The organism is Bartonella callosciuri, from assembly GCF_014203215.1.
Taxonomy (GTDB): Bacteria; Pseudomonadota; Alphaproteobacteria; order Rhizobiales; family Rhizobiaceae; genus Bartonella; species Bartonella callosciuri.
On record NZ_JACHIM010000004.1, the window covers coordinates 1 to 18,747 of the forward strand.

An 18,747-nucleotide genomic window follows, 5' to 3' on the forward strand; every position below is an offset into this window, starting at 1 on the left:
AAAAATACCTTACAAAATATAAGCTTAGATCCGGTATTAACATCTTCTCTTGAAAAACGTGCCGCCATATTCTTTGTGAAATCTTAAATAAAATTTAAGACTTCTGCAGACTATGCCGCCCACGTTTCTCTTTCTTCTTTCTTCTCTTGTCAAAGAACAAACAGTCTTTAAAAAAACCGTTAAAAAAACAAAAACACCATACACTAAAAAGCGCAAGTCATAAACTAAAAAGCTAAATTACCCGCTCACATATATGATAAATCATTAAGTCAAAAACAAGGACAAAACTAACGACAAAACCTACCATCGCAAGCAGAAACTGCCCTCGTCACTCCCCGCTATATAGAACCCTTTCACACTAAGAGTCAATATCATTTTTCTGTCTTAACTATAAAATAAATATGCTTCTATAAGTTGTGGACATGAAGAATACACTTAAAAAATGTAACGTGTTTTGAGAATCCATAAAAACTACATTCCAAAGAGAGCGCGCATATTCTATATTCACCATTGCACAAATACCACGTACGCTCTATGCTTCTTTATTGAGCAAAAGGAAGGTTTCAATGTCATTTAAACTCACGCGTAACCAAACATTGGTTCTGAATGCTTTAAAGAATGCACAAGGACCTTTAAGTGCTTACGCGATTCTTGACCAGTTACGCGAAGAAGGGTTTCGTGCACCTCTCCAAGTTTATCGTGCATTAGAAAAACTTGTACAATTAAAGTGTATTCATCGTCTTGAAAGTGTAAATGCTTTTATGGTTTGTTTACACCCTGAAAATTGTCATCACGACCTCACAACTTTCATCATTTGCGAAAACTGTGGCAAAGTAAATGAAATACAAAACCAAACTATTTTATCCAACCTTAAACAAATGGTTCAGGCAGTTGATTTCCAAGCACAGAAAAGCACTTTAGAAATACGAGGCACTTGTAAAAAGTGCGCAACAAAGTAATATCTCTATACTTGCAAGTTTGGATGTTTAACGTTATGTGTTACCATTATGTGTTACCATTTAACTCACTGCTTAAAAAAACCTCTATCGCCCTTGTATCCCCAGAGTTCCATTCTATAACGATGAGCATATTTTACTCATTGAGACATATTGAAAGTACAAAGCCATGTTCATACCTGAGACAATTGTTTCAACCAAATATTTCAATGGAACGAAACAAAAAAAAATTATCAGTGCCTTTTTTATCGTTCTTGTGCTTTCTGTGCTTTGGTTCGGCTATAAACGGATAACACAATGGCGTTATATGCTTGCCACTGAAGATGCCTATATACAAGGAGATATAGCGGCTATTGCTCCTAAATTAAACGGATATATAGAGAAAATTGCGATTAAAGCAAATCAAACTGTAAAAAAAGATGATATCTTATTCTGCTTAGACAATGGTGATTATCAAATAGCCTTGAAACAGACAGAAGCTCGTCTCGACACACAACAAAAAACTCTTTTACGTATTGATGCACAAATTATAGCTGCCCACAGTGCTTTAGACGATGCGCAAGCACAAAAAGCTGCCGCTTCAGCCATAGCAACCAATGCAAAACTAACCTTAAAACGCACTACAGAACTTAAAACTAATCATTACGCCCCTCAATCGGATGTTGATGATGCCAAATCAGCTTATGAACAAGCCATTGCTAATATTAACCGCGCAGATGCACAAATAGCCGCAGCCCGTGCGAATATCCAAGTGTTAGAAGCGCAACGACGTGAAACAGAAAGCCAAACAAAGAGTTTAGAACTCACACGTGACAAAGCACAACGTGACCTTGACTCAACTATTATACGGGCCCCCTTTGATGGAATTATTGGAAATTTAACAGCTAAAACCGGGGATTTTGTTATGAATGGCCAACGTCTTGCAGCATTAGTCCCCCTCCATGCACTTTATATTGAAGCAAATTATAAAGAAACACAGTTAAAAAATATTCATGTTGGACAAACGGCTTATATTACTGTGGATGCCTATAAAAAAGATGTGTTTACAGGAACAGTGCTTTCTATTGCACCTGCAACAGGAGCTGTTTTTTCTCTCTTACCCCCACAAAATGCTACTGGCAACTTCACTAAAATTGTCCAACGCATTCCTGTCCGTATCTCTATTCCAGAAGAAGCCTTAAAAACCGGACATATCCGAGCGGGAATGAGTGTTGCTGTAGAAATTGATACACGGACAAAACCGCAAGATAAAAACTTCCTATAACAAAAGAAAATGATCTCACTATGACATCTCCCATGCCAAAGTCTACACATTCTCAAGAGCGCATAGAAATCCACAAAATCGTGGTTTTCATTGCTATGGCTTTTGGCATGTTCATGGCTATTTTGGACATTCAAATCGTATCCTCCTCTTTAGCTGAAATTCAGGCTGGTCTTTCAGCAAGCTCTGAAGAAATTTCGTGGGTTCAAACTTCCTATCTTATCGCTGAAGTCATCATGTTGCCCCTTTCTGGGTTTTTGGGGCGATTGCTTTCAACACGCGTTTTCTTTAGCCTATCAGCTATCGGGTTTACAATTACATCTGTTCTTTGTGCAACAGCAACTTCAATTGAAGAGATGATTGTATACCGTGCACTCCAAGGTTTTATCGGTGGAGGTATTATTCCTAATGTTTTTGCTGCTTCCTATGTCCTTTTTCCCCCTTCTAAGCAACCAATTGTTACCCCCATCGTTGGACTGGTAGCAACGTTAGCACCCACTATTGGTCCAACAGTAGGAGGCTATCTCTGTAATATGTTATCATGGCACTGGCTCTTTCTCATCAATGTACCTTGCGGAATTATTATCTCAATTCTCGCTTGGAAATTGATTGATTTTGACAAAGCTAACCTTTCTTTAATGGCTAAATTTGACTGGCTAGGACTTATTTCTATGGCAACCTTTTTAGGAACATTAGAGTATATTTTAGAAGAAGGAGCCCGTCATGATTGGCTAAATGATAATCTGATTCTAAACTTGTTCATTGTTATGATCTTGTCTGCCTCCTTATTCTTCTGGCGCGCTTTTACTGCAGAGGAACCAATTGTTGATCTTTCAGCTTTTTCCAATTTTAATTTTTCAACCGCAGCAGTTTTTTCCTTTATGCTTGGAATAGGCATTTATGGACTCACATATATTTATCCTATCTATTTGAGTCAAATCCGCCATTATGATGCTCTCATGATAGGAGAAACTTTATTCCTTTCAGGATTCGTTATGTTATTAACCGCACCTCTTGCCGGATTTCTTTCAGCACGAATTGATGCACGTTTGATGATGGCGATAGGACTTTTTGGCTTCGCATTAGGAACCTGGTTGGCGAGCTCTATCACAGACAACTGGGGTTTTTGGGAGCTCTTTTGGCCTCAAGTTTTCCGTGGTGCATCTGTTATGTTATGTATGGTCCCTGTTAGTAATATCGCCCTCGGAGTGCTTCCGAAAGAGCAAATACAAAATGCCTCTGGACTTTTTAATCTCACACGTAATCTTGGTGGTGCCGTGGGACTGGCTATTATCAGTACACTTATTACAAAACGCACAGATCTGCATTATGCACGAATAGCCGAAACTGTCCAATACGGAAATAACCAAGCAACTGAAATGCTTTCAAGCCTCGCTCTGTACTTTAAAACTGCAACTTTTGATCCCCACACTCTTGCTCTTTTTCAGCTTTTTAAGATGGCGCGCATACAAGCAACAGTTATGGCTTTTAGTGACATTTTCTTTATAATAACCATCATCTTTAGTATCTTGACATTCATGACTATCTTTCTAAAAAAAATACCACCACTTACCGATGACATTTCAGTTCACTGAGCTTAACCTGATAAAAGTCGAGTAATATTCTTTATCTTTAATGAAGCACTTTTCTCTGTCCTTATTTTATCTTCTATAGAGAGAGTATGTAAATGATACAGCATTTTATACTGAGCGATTATTTTTGACAAAACTCTTATTGAATGCGAGAAGCCCACTTTCAAGAATTACCCTTACATAAGCCCGTAATTGTATAATTTAAATTAGAAAAAAAGTTTTTATCTTCTCTAAGCACTTTTAAAATTTCTACACTGTATAGATAGAGTGATTATTGTTCTTAGATTTTTTCACTCCCAATCCGACGACAAAAGAAAAATATTGGAATAATGTTTACGCCTTTCTTTAAGCACAAAAGACATTGTGAAAGCATTCTTATTTGCAATCAATAACTGTTCTTGAACATGTACATTTATTGTTTTACTCAACTCTAAAGAATCTGACATCTAAAGCTTTGATCACACACTAAAAGCCTTTCTCACAACTTGTGGCTCTTTCAACACGCGCTCAAGTGATGCAAAAACTCTCAAAGTGTTTATCTATCTAAACATAACCATAGAATTAACCAATGTATTATTATTGCTCAGCACTTATACCCTTTTCTATGATCGCTGGATCACAACTGTTAAGCACAGCAGCCTCCCTCGCATTGTCAGGATGTGCATTCACATAACTGTTCAAGCATTAAAAGCTCATATTTTCCTATTGCGTACACCAGAAAATGCTTTAGCAAAGGATACGCTTAAGTGCCCATTTTCTTATTAAGAGACAGGCATTTTCGATTCATAAAATCCAAAAGCAAAAACTTATTCAAATGGTTTATAGTAAATATTCATAATCATAAAAAACCGCTCTCTTTAGCCTGTAATTTATGAAGTATACAACTATTACAGCTTTATAGAGCTTCTGCTGCTTTTCACCCTAAATCTTGGCTTCTCATTAGGTTTTTTTACAGAAACCAACTGAGAAAACTCTGAAAAAAAATATCAAAAAAAGAGAATATCAATGATTTTGCTAAATGCATTTTAAAACAGTATAAACAGCAAGTATTCTTAATAAATTAATTGAAGTTATCAAAAATAAAAAATGCATGTAAAAGAAAAAGCGTGCTACACAATAGACTAACCTAAAACTTTGTATCTCATAAAAATATCTTGCAGAAATAAAAGTGACCCGCCCACAATACCAAACTGTTGAAAAATAAATAAGCCCCTTAAGCCACTTTATGATGCTGCAAATGACTCAAATCTTTTCGTTCTCCACTAGGGACCAACGTGCCATGACATGCGGAAAGATATTCTGGTATTAATTCCAACGCTTGAAAACGGTGTTTTTCATAAGGACCGGGCATTGCTAAATTTTTTGTTAAACTGCTTGAAAAACCAAAACGCTGATAAAACTCAGAATCACCCACAAGTAAAATAGCGCCATATCCCAGCTTTTTTGCTGTTTCAATTGCATGCTGCACAAGAACAGATCCTATCCCCATACCGGAATATTCAGCTGAAACAGCCAAAGGTCCCAAAAGCAAAGCATGCTGTATACCATTTTGCCCTTTGCTAAACCGAACATGCCAAAGACGGACACTCCCCACAAGCTCTCCAAATACATTTTTAACGACAAAGGATAACCCACACGCAGCCAACCGGCCACGACGTAAAGCTTCTGACGACTTACGCTTACGCCCTTTCCCCAAAGCTAAATCCAGCAAGTGTTCCCGGTAAGGTTTATCAGCCTCTTTCTCACATGCAAGTGTAAAAAGCGCACCATCTTTTGTTTGAAAATTAATTATATTCATGTTGTCACATGCCTCCTACATCCTTTGTCATTATAAAAAAGATTTAGATCACATAGGATCGCAAAGGCTCAAAACCATTAAAGGCAACAGATGCATAAGTTGCGGTGTAAGCACCAGTTCCATGAATCAACAATTCATCCCCTATCGTAAGAGATAAAGGTAAAAGGTAAGGTGTCTTTTCATAAAGAACATCTGCTGAATCGCACGTTGGACCCGCTAAAATGCAAGGCTCCATTGCCTTATCGTCATGAGGCGTCTCGATAGGATAACGAATTGCTTCATCCATAGTCTCCGCAAGACCATTAAATTTTCCAACATCAAGATAAACCCATCGTACATTATCATTGTCTGCTTTTTTGGATATAAGAACAACTTCTGTACGAATAACACCAGCATTACCAACCATTCCACGCCCTGGCTCAATAATCGTTTCAGGAATACGATTACCAAAATATTTTTTCAAGGAATCAAAAACAGCTGTACCATAAGCTTGCTCTGTAGGAATATCTTTCAAGTAACGGGTTGGAAATCCACCCCCCATATTAACCATTTTCAACGAAATCCCCTCTTGCTCCAAATTTCTAAAAACTGCAGCCGCATCTGATAAAGCACGATCCCATGCGCTAAGGTCTGTCTGCTGAGACCCTACATGAAAAGAAACACCATAGGCTTGCAAGCCTAATTGATGTGCCCGACGTAACACATCAACCGCCATAGCAGGAAGACAACCAAACTTACGTGACAATGGCCACTCAGCGCCTTTTCCATCAGTAAGAACCCGGCAAAAAACCCGAGCTCCTGGAGCAACGCGTGCAATTTTTTCAACTTCTTCAATACAATCAACTGCATAAAGCGAAATACCAAATGCATAGGCACGCGCAATATCACGCTCCTTTTTAATAGTATTCCCAAAAGAAATACGATCACACGTTGCCCCGGCTTTTAAAGCCATTTCAATTTCTGCAACAGAAGCCGCATCAAAAGATGAGCCCAAAGAAACAAGCAAGCGTAAAATCTCAGGAGCTGGATTTGCCTTTATCGCATAGAAAATACGAGATTGTGGAAGAGCTTTTTCAAAATTTAAATAATTTTCACGAACAACATCAAGGTCAACAACTAAGCATGGACCTTCAGAACAATGTGTTGCAAGGAAATCACGGATACGTTGTGTTGCCATTTGTAATTCTCCCTGGAGGAAAACTCCCCCACTCTACACCTGGGCAGCATAGAGCCGCCAATAGTCAAAGGACAAAACACATACAACCACCATCCCTCTTTCTGATTATTCAAATAATCAGAAATTAGCATTGCATGCAGCGAAAAAACAGCGCGCGAACCGCGTTGCATTATTTTGTCTGCCTTTTTGATTGGAGTTGAGAAAACCACTTCCGCACTGAAGGCAATGAGGTGTGCCTCTATAGTTATCCCAGCATTTGGACAGCTGGAAGACACCAGAAAGGCCCGCACCGTCGTTGCTTCAAGATGTCCTCACTCTTTCGGTTGGCCGTAAGAATGACTGGAGCGGCTAGTTCCAGGTACCGTACCGGTTAATCTCACCATTTGAGAACCAGTGGACACCCACAGGCACGTGCGACTTTGGGCAAGGATCCATATAAAGCGAATCCCTATTCATTTCAATCATTTTTTTTATTTTAAACATTTTTTAATTTTTAAAAACAAGATGATGCAAAAAAGTAACAGTTTTTTAAGCAGATAAGGCACTTTTCTCTTTTAAGGGAGTAACAATCTTCATCCCCCACATTATTGTGGTGCTAATTCACAACAGTATTTTAAAAAGCATTTTTTTGTTTGAGATTCCTAACCCCATTTCCTAACACACTCTAGAAAATATAACTCAAGCTTATGCATTCCAATTACATTTATGTCTATAAAGTTATAAGCTAATAGATTTACTTTCTCTAATATTGCATCTGCTCTTCCATTTACATGGCTATTAATCCCCTATTTCATTCATTCTCAAACTGATTTTCAATTCACACATCTCTCTATGCTTATTTCCTCTATTAGACTAATTACTGAACCATTTTTACTGATCCAGAATTAAAAATGTTGAAATAAACCCAATACAATACGATTTAAAAGAGATAATGATTATTTATAATGGTAAATCAATAGGTTAGTTTCGCATACTATCCAAAAGATCGGACAATACCAAATCTTACAAAACATTGTCCACAAATCCCGAAAACGTTCCTCTCTAAACAAGAGAAAAAGCTAAAATTTTAAGCTTTAAAATACAATAGCTTTATGACTCTTAATGAGAATGAATTGCACGCAATTTTGATAATTGGAATTGCCTATGACGTTCACGAAAACGCTGCCTATCAGCATCACCGCGCGTACCATAACAAGCATCACATGAAACGCCTGCCTCATAATGAGGTGATAATTTACTTTCAGCATTAAGAGGTGAACGACATGCGCGACATAATTCACGCCCACATTCTTCAAGACCATGTTTCACAGAAACACGCTCATCAAAAACAAAGCACTCGCCCCACCATAAACTTTCTTCTTGTGGAATGGTTTCCAAATATTTCAGAATCCCACCTTTTAAATGGTAGACCTTTTCATAGCCAAGTTCACGAACATAAGCTGTTGATTTTTCACACCGAATACCGCCTGTACAAAACATAGCAATCTTCTTTTTCTTTTTTAAATCAGCTTCATGCTTGTGTACCCACGCAGGAAATTCACGGAATGTTTTAATACGCGGATCAATCGCTCCTTGAAAACTCCCAAGCGCATATTCATAATCATTACGCGTATCAATTAAAATTGTCTCTTCATCTTGAATAAGTGCATTCCAATCTTCCGGCTCTACATAAGTACCGACAATCTTTAACGGATCAACACCTTCAACTCCCATTGTTACAATCTCTTTTTTCAACCGCACTTTTATGCGATTAAAAGGCATTTTTGATGCCCATGAATATTTAATCTCTGGTGTTTGAAATACTGGTTCAGCTGTAATAAAATCCACTAATGTTTCAATCGCAGCATAAGACCCAGCAACAGTTCCATTAATGCCCTCTTGTGCTAAGAGCAAGGTACCTTTGATATCCTTTGCTTCACATAAATCCCGCAAAGGTTTTTGTAATTGACGGTAATGCTTCAAATCGGCGAAGCAATAAAGTGCAGCAACTCTAAAATTCTTTTTCATAAGTCTTGCCATAACGTGCATTTTACTTAATTTCAAGATCTATTCATCTGCTCTTTAACATATTGTGCTTAATCAAACCATACTCACAATATTATCTCCTGAAGAAAGCATGCAATGTCCCAAAAAGTCGATCACCTTTTATCACTTCTACAGGACCAAACCGTCATACCCATTTTACGCATCGATGATATACAAAGTGCGATAACCTTAGCACGTGCTCTCTTGTCAAAGGTGGATTGAAAACAATTGAAATCAAATTGCGAACACCAAATGCATACGATGCAATAAAAACAATTATAAAGAAGTGCCTGATCAATTGTTGGCGCAGGTACAATTCTCAATACTATACACTATGAAAAAGCTGAACGCGCAGGAGCAAAGTTTATCATAAGTCCTGGATTATCAAATAAATTGATTGATTGTGCAAAAAACAGTGAGGTCCTCCTTCTTCCTGGTGTGATTACACCAAGTGAAGTGAAGTAATGCAAGCATGGAATAAAGGTTATTCATATTTTAAATTTTTTCCTGCTGAAGTGGCGGGAGGTGTTCGCTTCATGCAAGCCCTAGCATCCCCCTTCTCTAAAATTCGGTTTTGCCCAACAGGCGGTATTACGCAAAAAAATGCAGCTCAATGGCTCCAGCTTTCCAACGCCTTCTGTGTTGGAGGCTCTTGGATAGCCTCCAAACAACTTATTGCGGCTTGCGATTGGATGCGATCAGCGCATTGCACATGCAGCAGCACAGCTATCCTCTCATCAGCCAAAAGCACGCTCAACAACATAAGTGGCTGGTGCATTATTAGCACCTTCAATAAGACCAAAGGATTCGCACATTCTTGCACAAGTCTTACAGCTTACCATGGAGCCACAAATTATAACCCGATCTTCATCAGGATTAATTTTTGGTAAGCCGATCGTTTCAAAAAAGTACCATTTTCCATGCAAACAGCATGAACCACCCTTTTATCCCACAAAAGCATGCTCAACAACATAAGTGGCTGGTGCATTATTAGCACCTTCAATAAGACCAAAGGATTCGCACATTCTTGCACAAGCCTTACAGCTTACCATGGAGCCACAAATCATGACTCGATCTTCATCAGGATTAATTTTTGGTAAGCCGGTCGTTTCAAAAAAGTACCATTTTCCATGCAAACAGCATGAACCACCCTTTTATCCCACAAAAGCACGCTCAACAACATAAGTGGCTGGTGCATTATTAGCACCTTCAATAAGACCAAAGGATTCACACATTCTTGCACAATCCTTCAGCATTGCCATGGAGCCACAAATCATGACTCGATCTTCATCAGGATTAATTTTTGGTAAGCCGGTCGTTTCAAAAAAAGTACCATTTTCCATAACAGTCGTAATACGCCCCATATGCTCGGAAGATTCACGCGTGGTCATAGGATAAAATTTCAACTGTTTTGCATACGCATCAATCAGAGGATCTTGTTGCAGAGAGACAACAAGATCTTTTGCATAAGCAAGCTCATCCCGCTCGCGGGTTGTTTGAATAAGAACCACTTCTGAAAATTTTTCATAGGTTTCAGGATCACGAATAAGACTTGCAAAGGGAGCAACTCCCGTCCCTGTTGAAAGAAGATAAAGACGCTTTCCAGGGATAAGAGCATCAAGAACCAATGTTCCGGTAGATTTCTTACGCATGAGAACTGTATCACCAACTTTAATTTTTTGGAGATGTTCAGTTAAAGGCCCCCCTGGAACTTTGATTGAAAAAAACTCAAGCTGTTCATCCCAAAATGGACTTGCGATCGAATACGCGCGGTAAATTGGCTTTTCTGCATTTGGCAAACCAATCATAACAAATTCACCTGAACGAAAACGAAAACTTTCCGGACGATTCAGACGAAATTTAAACAAACGATCTGTATAATGATAAACTTCCTGAACAGTGAGTGCAAACACATTTTCAGGAATCGGGAAATCTGACACAATGCTGCTGATATTTGACTGAAATTTTGTGGCAGACGTATTCATAAAACCCTTCCTTAATCTCTGTACTAAATATGGACTCAAACTTCAAAAATCATATAATACTTACGCAATCATCTGCCAATATTTCTCTTAAGACATAAACCATGCAATTAACGCTTTAGCATAAAAACTAACTCAATAAATAAACTAGAATAAAAACATATTATAGCAATAAGCATGAACACATCTGATGAAAAGTACGTTCAACACCACCTTTAACAGCATATAATTTAAGAATGTATTTTGTCTCCATAACATCTATTCTTAACTTCAAAACACCCACAAATAATAACCTCAAAATAACGAAAAACCTTTATGATTGGCACACATTGCACTCTCTAAACAACACTCCAATCATGATAAACCTCTAATTTTAACATAGACTTAACTACAAAAATACAGAAAGAAAAAAACTTATTGCTTCCATAAATGAATTGCTTCTACCAATTATATATTAGACACTAGACACACAAATATGGACACTAGACACACAAAAGAATCATCCTACTCATTAAATCACAAAAGAAGTATTTTACATCAAAAGGTTGCAATCATGGCGTATAACTCAGTACAAACTGCTCACGGTTGTAAAAATTATAAACAATATTCGCATCTTCTTTCCTATCATCGATAGTGTATATATAATAATCAAAGGGAACTTCGTGTCTTAATCAACACAGATAGAATTTAAAAATGAACCAATCCGTTAATCATGAAGCAAATGCCTTATTTCCTTATGCAACTGTAGCAACCATCGATGTAAGTGCCATTGTTGCAAATTATAAAATTTTAGCCAAACGTGTTACTCCAACGGAATGTTCAGCGGTTGTAAAATCAAATGCCTATGGACTTGGTGCTAAAAAAATTGCTCCTGCACTTTATAAGGCTGGTTGCCGCACTTTCTTTGTCGCCCAAATCGAAGAAGCATTCCAATTAAAAACTATTTTGCCCCCCAATGCCATGATTGCTCTTTTGAATGGGCTTCCCCACACAGCAGAAGAACTTGTAGCACAATCGGGAATTGTCCCTGTTCTGAACTCTTGGAATTCTATCAAAGACTGGCAAATACTTTGTCAAAAAAAGGATAAAAAATTTCCTGCAATTATTCAAATTGATACCAATATGAACCGACTAGGGCTTGATAAAAAAGAGTTACAAAAACTCATCAAACAACCTACAATCTTCAAAAAAGCAGAAATAAAATACATTCTCAGTCACCTTGCAAATGGAGATGAAGCCACTCATTCATTCAATTATACCCAATTAGCTACTTTCAAGTCTGTCCTTGCACAATTGCCTGCCTGTAAAGTCTCGTTTGCCAATTCTGGAGGTATTTTCCTCGGTCCAGATTTTTATTTCGATCTTGTTCGCCCAGGCATTGCACTGTATGGTATTAATCCTCATGGAAAACATCTAACGCCTTTTAAACCTGTTTTAAAACTTGAAGCCCAAGTCATTCAAAGCCGCTTTATTGATGCAGAGGTACCCGTCGGCTATGGAGGAAGCTTTATTACCAAGAGACCAAGCACTCTTATAACCATTTCCATCGGCTATGCGGATGGTTGGTTGCGCGCTCTTTCTAATAAAGGTACCGTTTACTTCAACGGACATAAGCTTCCCATTGTTGGACGCATTTCTATGGATTGCATCACCGTTGACGCCACCGATCTTGATAAAAAACCGCAAAGAGGCGATTGGATAGAACTCATTGGAACACATCAAACCCTTGAAAAAGTTTCTACAGATGCCAACACCATTCCTCATGAAATTCTGACTTCTTTAGGAAACCGCTGTAAACGCATTTACATTTAAATTATTACACATTATAAACGATAATAAAAAAAGGAAAACATCACTCCTAGAAAATGCTCTTATGAGCAAGCCTTGCAAAAAAGATCTTCCAACATCCAAAAACAGAATACGTGCTAACCGCACAATATTGCTATAATACTGTTCTCGCACATCGATAGAGATCTCATCTGATCAGATAGATTATTGATTTCCAGCTCTCTTGAAGCTCATTTTCCAAGATCATAAAACTTTGCCCAAAACCTTCCTCTCCAAAAATTGACATGGGGAAATTAGACCACTCAATCTTTCTTTAGAATTGATTGCTGCTATTAAGGTAGAAGCCAGCGTAATCATGAATATTTCCCAGCCCTCAATAAGACATCCACTTTTGTATGAAAACGGTTCATAAGGGGTATATTTGGTTCTTTTTTAAACGATTTTATTCCCACACTCATCCCTCTTATAACATACAAGAAAACGTTTTTTATTCTGAAAAAGAGAGAGAAAAATGACTGAATTCGGCCCTTTCATTCAACAGAGAACAACTATAAATAATCTTTAAAAATCAATATGCTGTAATATTAATCTCTCAATTATGGTGTGGTACATGTACAGAAACTATAATTTTACATTAAAAGAATTTGATAAAACGAAAATATGCAAGCCTTAGTTTGTATACATTCTAGCAACAATAATCTTCAATGGTAATCAACAACACTCTCTCTCTTTGAACTTTCCAACAACGTAAGAAACAAATGAAAACACTAAAAATTTAAGCGACTTTATTCTTCTAACACACCTTTCCATAACAAATAACACGATATAATTTTAAAGAAAGTAATGAAAATAACATCCTCCCCTTATAACCTATTTACCAATATTATTTATGAAAATATGAAAGAGAAAAATAGAAAAAACGATCAATCCGTTAAGAATATCACCAATAAAAATAGCATAACCTCTATCAATCACATTACCGAAGAAAGCACATGCCCGCGAATGATCTTATGGACTCTAAAAGCAGGGTGAGAGAGACGAATCCCATAGCCCCTGCCCCTCAACTATAATAAATAACAAATTGATTTTATTAATATTTTTAATGTTTATGGATTCTATAGTCTTATAATAAACTCGGAAACAGAACTTTTAAATGGACTTCTACAAAGCAATCCTTTTTATCAATGCTCTGTACGCATTTTTTTATTTCCCTAAATCATCCTATGAAATAACTATTCAAAATTCCAGAAAATATGCCAATAACTTTATGACTCAATGGATCAGAAAGTGATTCAAAAAGCCCACACAGTTTGTGTGAGCTTTTTCCATCAATGCAAACAAATAAATTTAATAGGTGTTGCCTAATGGTGGGCAAGAACAAATGAGCGTTCTGTCTCCCGCAACATTATCAATCCGAGAAACAGGAGGCCAATATTTATTTGCTGGATCAAGAAAGCAATTAGGGAAAGCAGCTTCTTGCCGCGAATAAGGTCGTACCCAAGCATCATCTACCGTATCGACCAATGTATGCGGTGCATTTACTAAAGGGTTATCATCTTTTGGCCAAACACCTGTACCAACTTTTTTGGCTTCTTGCGCAATCGAGAGCAAAGCATCACAAAAACGATCAATTTCTGCTTTTGGCTCTGATTCCGTGGGCTCAATCATCAAAGTTCCAGGAACAGGAAAAGAAATCGTCGGTGCATGAAATCCGTAATCAATTAAACGCTTGGCGATATCATCAACACTTACGCCATACTGTTCTTTCAAGACACGCGTATCGACAATACATTCGTGAGCAACACGTCCATGTTTACCTCGATAAAGAATGGAATAAACCTGTGAAAGACGCGCAGCAATATAATTGGCATTCAAAATTGCTGTTTGCGTTGCATATTTCAAGCCATCAGCGCCCATCATTCGAATATACATCCACGTAATGACAAGAATAGATGCACTTCCATAAGGAGCGGCTGAAACTGCATGTGTTGTCCCCTCTTGTTCATGCCCTGGCAAAAATGGCATGAGATGCTCTGCTACTCCAATCGGTCCCATACCAGGACCACCACCACCATGGGGAATGGCAAAGGTTTTATGAAGATTCATATGACAAACATCTGCCCCAATATCTGCCGGACGAGCAAGCCCAACAAGCGCATTCAAATTAGCACCATCAAAATAAACTTGTCCCCCATTTTCATGGATAAAAGAGCAAATATCTTTAATACTTTCTTCATAAACACCATGGGTTGAAGGATAGGTAATCATGAGAGCTGCTAAGCGATCCTTATACAATTGTGCTTTCATTTTGAGATCATCGATATCAACATTACCATCATTCAAACACTTCACCACAACAACCTCCATCCCCGCCATATGCGCTGAAGCTGGATTGGTACCATGCGCAGAGGCAGGAATAAGACAAAGTGTGCGTTGATGTTCTCCCCGCGATTGGTGATATAAACGGATTGCTAAAAGCCCCGCATATTCCCCTTGAGCACCAGAGTTTGGCTGAAAAGAAATTTGCGCAAATCCTGTAATTTCACACAACCATGCATTGAGTTGATTGATCATTTCCAAATAACCTGCGGCATCCTCTTGAGGCACAAAGGGATGCATATTGGCGACCATAGGCCAACTCACAGGCATCAACTCAGCTGCCGCATTAAGCTTCATTGTACAAGAACCAAGCGGAATCATTGCCCGATCTAATGCTAAATCCTTATCCGACAAACGACGTAAAAAGCGCATCATATCCGTTTCTGAATGAACCGCATGAAAAAAGGATTGCGAAAGAAAAGCAGCATCACGCTTTTTTCCCCAAAGCCGTGGAGAAACTTGATCAACTAATTGTGCACCCAAAAGCTGAGCTAAAGCACAAGCATCTTCTTGTGTTGACAATTCATCAAAATTAATCGCAATTCTGTCATCATCGAGAACACGGACAAGACGCCCACCTGCCCTAGCTTGGCGTGCAATTTCCTGAGCTCTTCCCCGAACAACAATACTGACACAATCAAAAAAGGACTCCCCTTCACAAGGAATACCTGCTGCCTCTAAACCAGCCACAAAACGGCATGTTAGGTGATGAATCCTCTGAGCAATTTCCTGCAAGCCTTGCGGACCATGCCAAACGGCATAAGCTGTTGCCATATTTGCTAACAAAGCCTGTGCTGTACAAATATTGGATGTCGCTTTATCACGCCGAATATGCTGTTCCCGTGTTTGCAATGCTAAACGAAAACCCACACGCCCTTTAGTATCGACGGATTGACCAACAATGCGTCCTGGAATAAGGCGTGTTAGCGCATCACTGACCGCAAGATAACCAGCATGAGGACCACCAAACCCCATCGGAACTCCATAACGCTGCATAGAGCCAACAACAATATCAGCGCCCCATTTTGCTGGTGCTTCCATAAGAGTAAGTGCTAAAGGATCTGCAACAACGATCACCACGGCTCCCTTTGCCTTTGCCTCCTTAATGACTTCACTATAATCATGAAAAGAGCCTTTTGTATCAGGCCAAGACAAAACAATCGCAGCTGTATCAGAACAAATTTCACCATTCTGACTAATTTGAATACCTTGTGTTTCAGCACGCGTTTGTGCAACACTCAAAGTCTGAGGATGCAAAAGACTCTGAAGAGAAATCTTTGTTTTTTTTTCACGCGCGAAGCGTACAGCCACCGCATGAGCTTCAGCTAAAGCGGTTGCTTCATCAAGAAGTGAAGCAGCAGCAACAGGTAAACCAGTGAGTTCACTAACCAATGTCTGAAAATAAAACAAAAGTTCTAAACGCCCTTGGCTAATTTCTGCCTGATAAGGTGTGTAAGCTGTATACCAGGCTGGATTTTCAAAAAGATTTCGCAAAATAACGGGTGGGACATAGGTTCCATGGTACCCCTGCCCAATGAAACTTTTGTGCACATGATTACGCGCCATCATCTTGGAGAGTTCTTCCAAGGCTTGCCCTTCACTTACTGCCCCTGGAAGATTAAGTGAACGTTCCAAATGGATGGAGTGCGGAACAGCCTGAGAAACGAGTGTATCAATACAATCAAGCCCCAAAACATCCAGCATTTTTTGTGTTTCATCGGGACGAAGCCCGATATGGCGAGAAAAAAAATGACGTTCCTGCATAGCACTCACCCAATCAGTGCTTTGTAAGCAGCCTCATCCAGCAAACCTTCCAGTTGCGTTGCATCCTGCAATATCATTTTCCATAGCCAACCTTCTTTTTCGGCTTTCTGATTTACCAATTCAGGATTATTGGCCAAAGCTTCATTCATTTCAACCACCTCACCATCAAGAGGTGCATAAACATCTGAAGCTGCTTTTACTGATTCTACAACAGCAGCAGCATCTCCCTTGGAAAGTCGCGTTCCACTTTGTGGCAAATCAACAAAAACCAAATCCCCTAACTGCTCTTGAGCATAATTGGTGATCCCAACGGTAACCACTTGCCCTTCAACACGAAGCCATTCGTGATCTTGCGTAAAATAAGTTTTAGACATTAAAATTATCCTTTAAAATAACGTTGTTCAACAAAAGGAAGTGAATGAACAGACAGTGCAATCTTTTTGCCACGCAGTTCTGTAAAAACTTCCGTTCCCTCAGCTTTCCAACCAACAGGAACGTAACCCATCGCTACAGGACCATCAAAAGAAGGACCAAAGCCACCTGACGTTACCACCCCAATCTGATTGCCCTCATCATCGAGAAGTAGTGCACCCGCACGAATAGGTTGGCGCGTTTGCGGTTTTAACCCAACACGACAACGAGAAGGTCCTTTCTCAAGAGCTTCAAGAAAAGCCTTTGCCCCATAAAATTGCGCTTTTTCTCGAACATTTTTTGGCACCGCCCATGTTAGCACAGCCTCAATGGGCGTCGTATCAGGCGTAATATCATTGCCATGCAAACACAGCCCTGCTTCCAACCGGAGACTGTCACGTGCTGCAAGACCAACCCATTCAACACGAGAATCACACAGCAATTTTTCAGCCAATGCCTGTGCTTGCTCTGGAGAAAGAGCAATTTCAAAACCATCTTCTCCTGTATAACCAGAACGCGTTATAAACCAATCTTTTTTTGGTTCGAATCCTTGCATAAACAACAGCTCATTACCAGGTAGCCCGGCATCAGTTATAACAGCTGCGGCTTGAGGACCTTGAAGAGCAAGCAAGACCCTATCAAGAGCAATAATTTGACATTCAAAACCAAGGGCACGTTTCTGAAGTTCTGCAAAATCCACCTGTGCATTACCGGCATTGGCCACTAGCATAAAACGGCATTCTGCCAAACGGGTAAGGATCAAATCATCAATAATACCAGCCTGCTCATTAAGCAAATAATTATACCGTGATTGACCAATCTTTAGAAGTGCTGCATCAACAGGAAAAGCATAAGATAAAAATTCCACTGCTTGTGGCCCCTCAACAGCAATCAATTTCATATGAGAAATATCAAAAAGACCCGCATGCGCACGCGTATGAAGATGCTCTTTCAAAACACCAAGAGGATAAGTCAAAGGCATTCGCCAACCCGCAAAAGCACCAAATTTTGCGCCTGCTTTTTCATGCAACTCATGTAAAGGCAATATTTTTAGAGAAGATGTCTCAAATTCTTGTGATGTACCCATAATATCTCCAAAGCTATGCTAATAACGCCCACACAATATGGCCGTCTCTGCACCCTTCTGTCACAAACCTGAGAGACTCGCGAAAAGATCTTTCGCTTACACCTTCGGCGCGGAGCTTTCCGACTTTCCAGATCTGCCTTTTTCTCTTACGGTCCTTAGAGCCTGAGAGATTATGGGCTATTTTCCCCTTCGGCGGCAGGTGCGAAAGTTTGCAATCTGCACTCTCCCGCAAAAGAATGAAAGAAACAACAACGTTCTTTCCGACATATTTCGACCTATAGCCTATCTTTATCACGCTGTCATTAGTAAAGTAATGAGAATGCTCTAATTTTAAAACTTGCATAAACTGTCTTAAAAGACCTATAATGATAGCCCTTTGAGCATTATGAAAATCGTAAATGGCCGTGCTCGAGGAGATCAAGGAGAAAAAATTGCAAAAGCCATAAACAAAAACACGACGTGAAAAAATACAAAATTTCGTGCACTCAAAAAATGATCACAAAGCAATATCCCTCTTGCACAGTCCA

12 protein-coding genes, 2 pseudogenes and 2 riboswitches are annotated in these 18,747 nt (G+C 39.1%); of the genes and pseudogenes, 5 read left to right on the plus strand and 9 right to left on the minus strand.

The genetic code is table 11. The features are described 5' to 3' along the window. The first annotated feature begins 566 nt into the window (after positions 1-566). The 3 genes from HNQ69_RS04640 (at position 567) to HNQ69_RS04650 (ending at position 3,812) form a co-directional block, all read left to right on the plus strand. Complete coding sequence (locus HNQ69_RS04640) at positions 567-959, plus strand: Fur family transcriptional regulator (RefSeq protein ID WP_183228911.1); 393 nt, start codon at positions 567-569, stop codon at positions 957-959. A 166-nt stretch (positions 960-1,125) separates the two neighbouring features. After that, entirely contained in the window at positions 1,126-2,220 is a 1,095-nt protein-coding gene (locus HNQ69_RS04645; protein WP_183228912.1) for an HlyD family secretion protein, read from the plus strand. A gap of 20 nt (positions 2,221-2,240) precedes the next feature. Continuing rightward, a complete protein-coding gene (locus HNQ69_RS04650; RefSeq protein WP_183228913.1) occupies positions 2,241-3,812 on the plus strand; it encodes a DHA2 family efflux MFS transporter permease subunit in 1,572 nt (523 codons plus the stop codon). Between the two features lie 1,210 nt (positions 3,813-5,022). Here HNQ69_RS04650 and HNQ69_RS04655 read toward each other — a convergent pair. The 3 genes from HNQ69_RS04655 to trhO form a co-directional block, all read right to left on the minus strand. Further along, positions 5,023-5,607, minus strand: coding sequence for a GNAT family N-acetyltransferase (locus HNQ69_RS04655; RefSeq protein WP_183228914.1), 585 nt, complete (start codon positions 5,605-5,607; stop codon positions 5,023-5,025). A 43-nt stretch (positions 5,608-5,650) separates the two neighbouring features. Further along, a complete protein-coding gene (locus HNQ69_RS04660; protein ID WP_183228915.1) occupies positions 5,651-6,784 on the minus strand; it encodes a type III PLP-dependent enzyme in 1,134 nt (377 codons plus the stop codon). Positions 6,785-7,882: 1,098 nt separating this feature from the next. Next, positions 7,883-8,791 (minus strand): oxygen-dependent tRNA uridine(34) hydroxylase TrhO, encoded by a 909-nt coding sequence (gene trhO, locus HNQ69_RS04665; protein ID WP_183228916.1) that lies wholly within the window; start codon positions 8,789-8,791, stop codon positions 7,883-7,885. 114 nt (positions 8,792-8,905) lie between these two features. Between trhO and eda the strand changes: the two are divergent. After that, positions 8,906-9,574 (plus strand): annotated as a pseudogene (gene eda / locus HNQ69_RS04670) (bifunctional 4-hydroxy-2-oxoglutarate aldolase/2-dehydro-3-deoxy-phosphogluconate aldolase). Here the strand turns inward: eda and HNQ69_RS04675 are convergent. The 3 genes and pseudogenes from HNQ69_RS04675 to HNQ69_RS04685 all read right to left on the minus strand — a co-directional run bounded on the left by HNQ69_RS04675 (position 9,547) and on the right by HNQ69_RS04685 (position 10,794). Continuing rightward, on the minus strand, positions 9,547-9,735 hold the full coding sequence (locus HNQ69_RS04675) for a ferredoxin reductase domain-containing protein (RefSeq protein ID WP_425486675.1): 189 nt from the start codon (positions 9,733-9,735) through the stop codon (positions 9,547-9,549). The pseudogene eda and the gene HNQ69_RS04675 overlap by 28 nt on opposite strands. Positions 9,736-9,753: 18 nt before the next feature. Continuing rightward, a pseudogene (locus HNQ69_RS04680) lies at positions 9,754-9,927 on the minus strand (ferredoxin--NADP reductase); the annotation flags it as partial. A gap of 36 nt (positions 9,928-9,963) precedes the next feature. Further along, positions 9,964-10,794, minus strand: a complete 831-nt coding sequence (locus HNQ69_RS04685) for a ferredoxin--NADP reductase (protein ID WP_183228917.1) — start codon at positions 10,792-10,794, stop codon at positions 9,964-9,966. A gap of 690 nt (positions 10,795-11,484) precedes the next feature. Between HNQ69_RS04685 and alr the strand changes: the two genes are divergently transcribed. After that, the gene (gene alr, locus HNQ69_RS04690) at positions 11,485-12,603 is read left to right on the plus strand and encodes an alanine racemase (RefSeq protein WP_183228918.1); all 1,119 of its coding nucleotides are present in this window, start codon (positions 11,485-11,487) and stop codon (positions 12,601-12,603) included. Positions 12,604-13,926: 1,323 nt separating this feature from the next. Here the strand turns inward: alr and gcvP are convergent. From gcvP to gcvT, 3 genes are read right to left on the minus strand one after another with little or no spacing between them, the layout of a single operon-like run. After that, the gene (gene gcvP / locus HNQ69_RS04695; RefSeq protein ID WP_183228919.1) at positions 13,927-16,722 is read right to left on the minus strand and encodes an aminomethyl-transferring glycine dehydrogenase; all 2,796 of its coding nucleotides are present in this window, start codon (positions 16,720-16,722) and stop codon (positions 13,927-13,929) included. Between the two features lie 5 nt (positions 16,723-16,727). Continuing rightward, a complete protein-coding gene (gene gcvH, locus HNQ69_RS04700; protein WP_183228920.1) occupies positions 16,728-17,096 on the minus strand; it encodes a glycine cleavage system protein GcvH in 369 nt (122 codons plus the stop codon). Positions 17,097-17,101: 5 nt separating this feature from the next. After that, complete coding sequence (gcvT, locus tag HNQ69_RS04705; protein WP_183228921.1) at positions 17,102-18,220, minus strand: glycine cleavage system aminomethyltransferase GcvT; 1,119 nt, start codon at positions 18,218-18,220, stop codon at positions 17,102-17,104. 47 nt (positions 18,221-18,267) lie between these two features. Continuing rightward, positions 18,268-18,359: riboswitch (glycine riboswitch) on the minus strand. Further along, positions 18,360-18,459: riboswitch (glycine riboswitch) on the minus strand. Positions 18,460-18,747 lie beyond the last annotated feature (288 nt).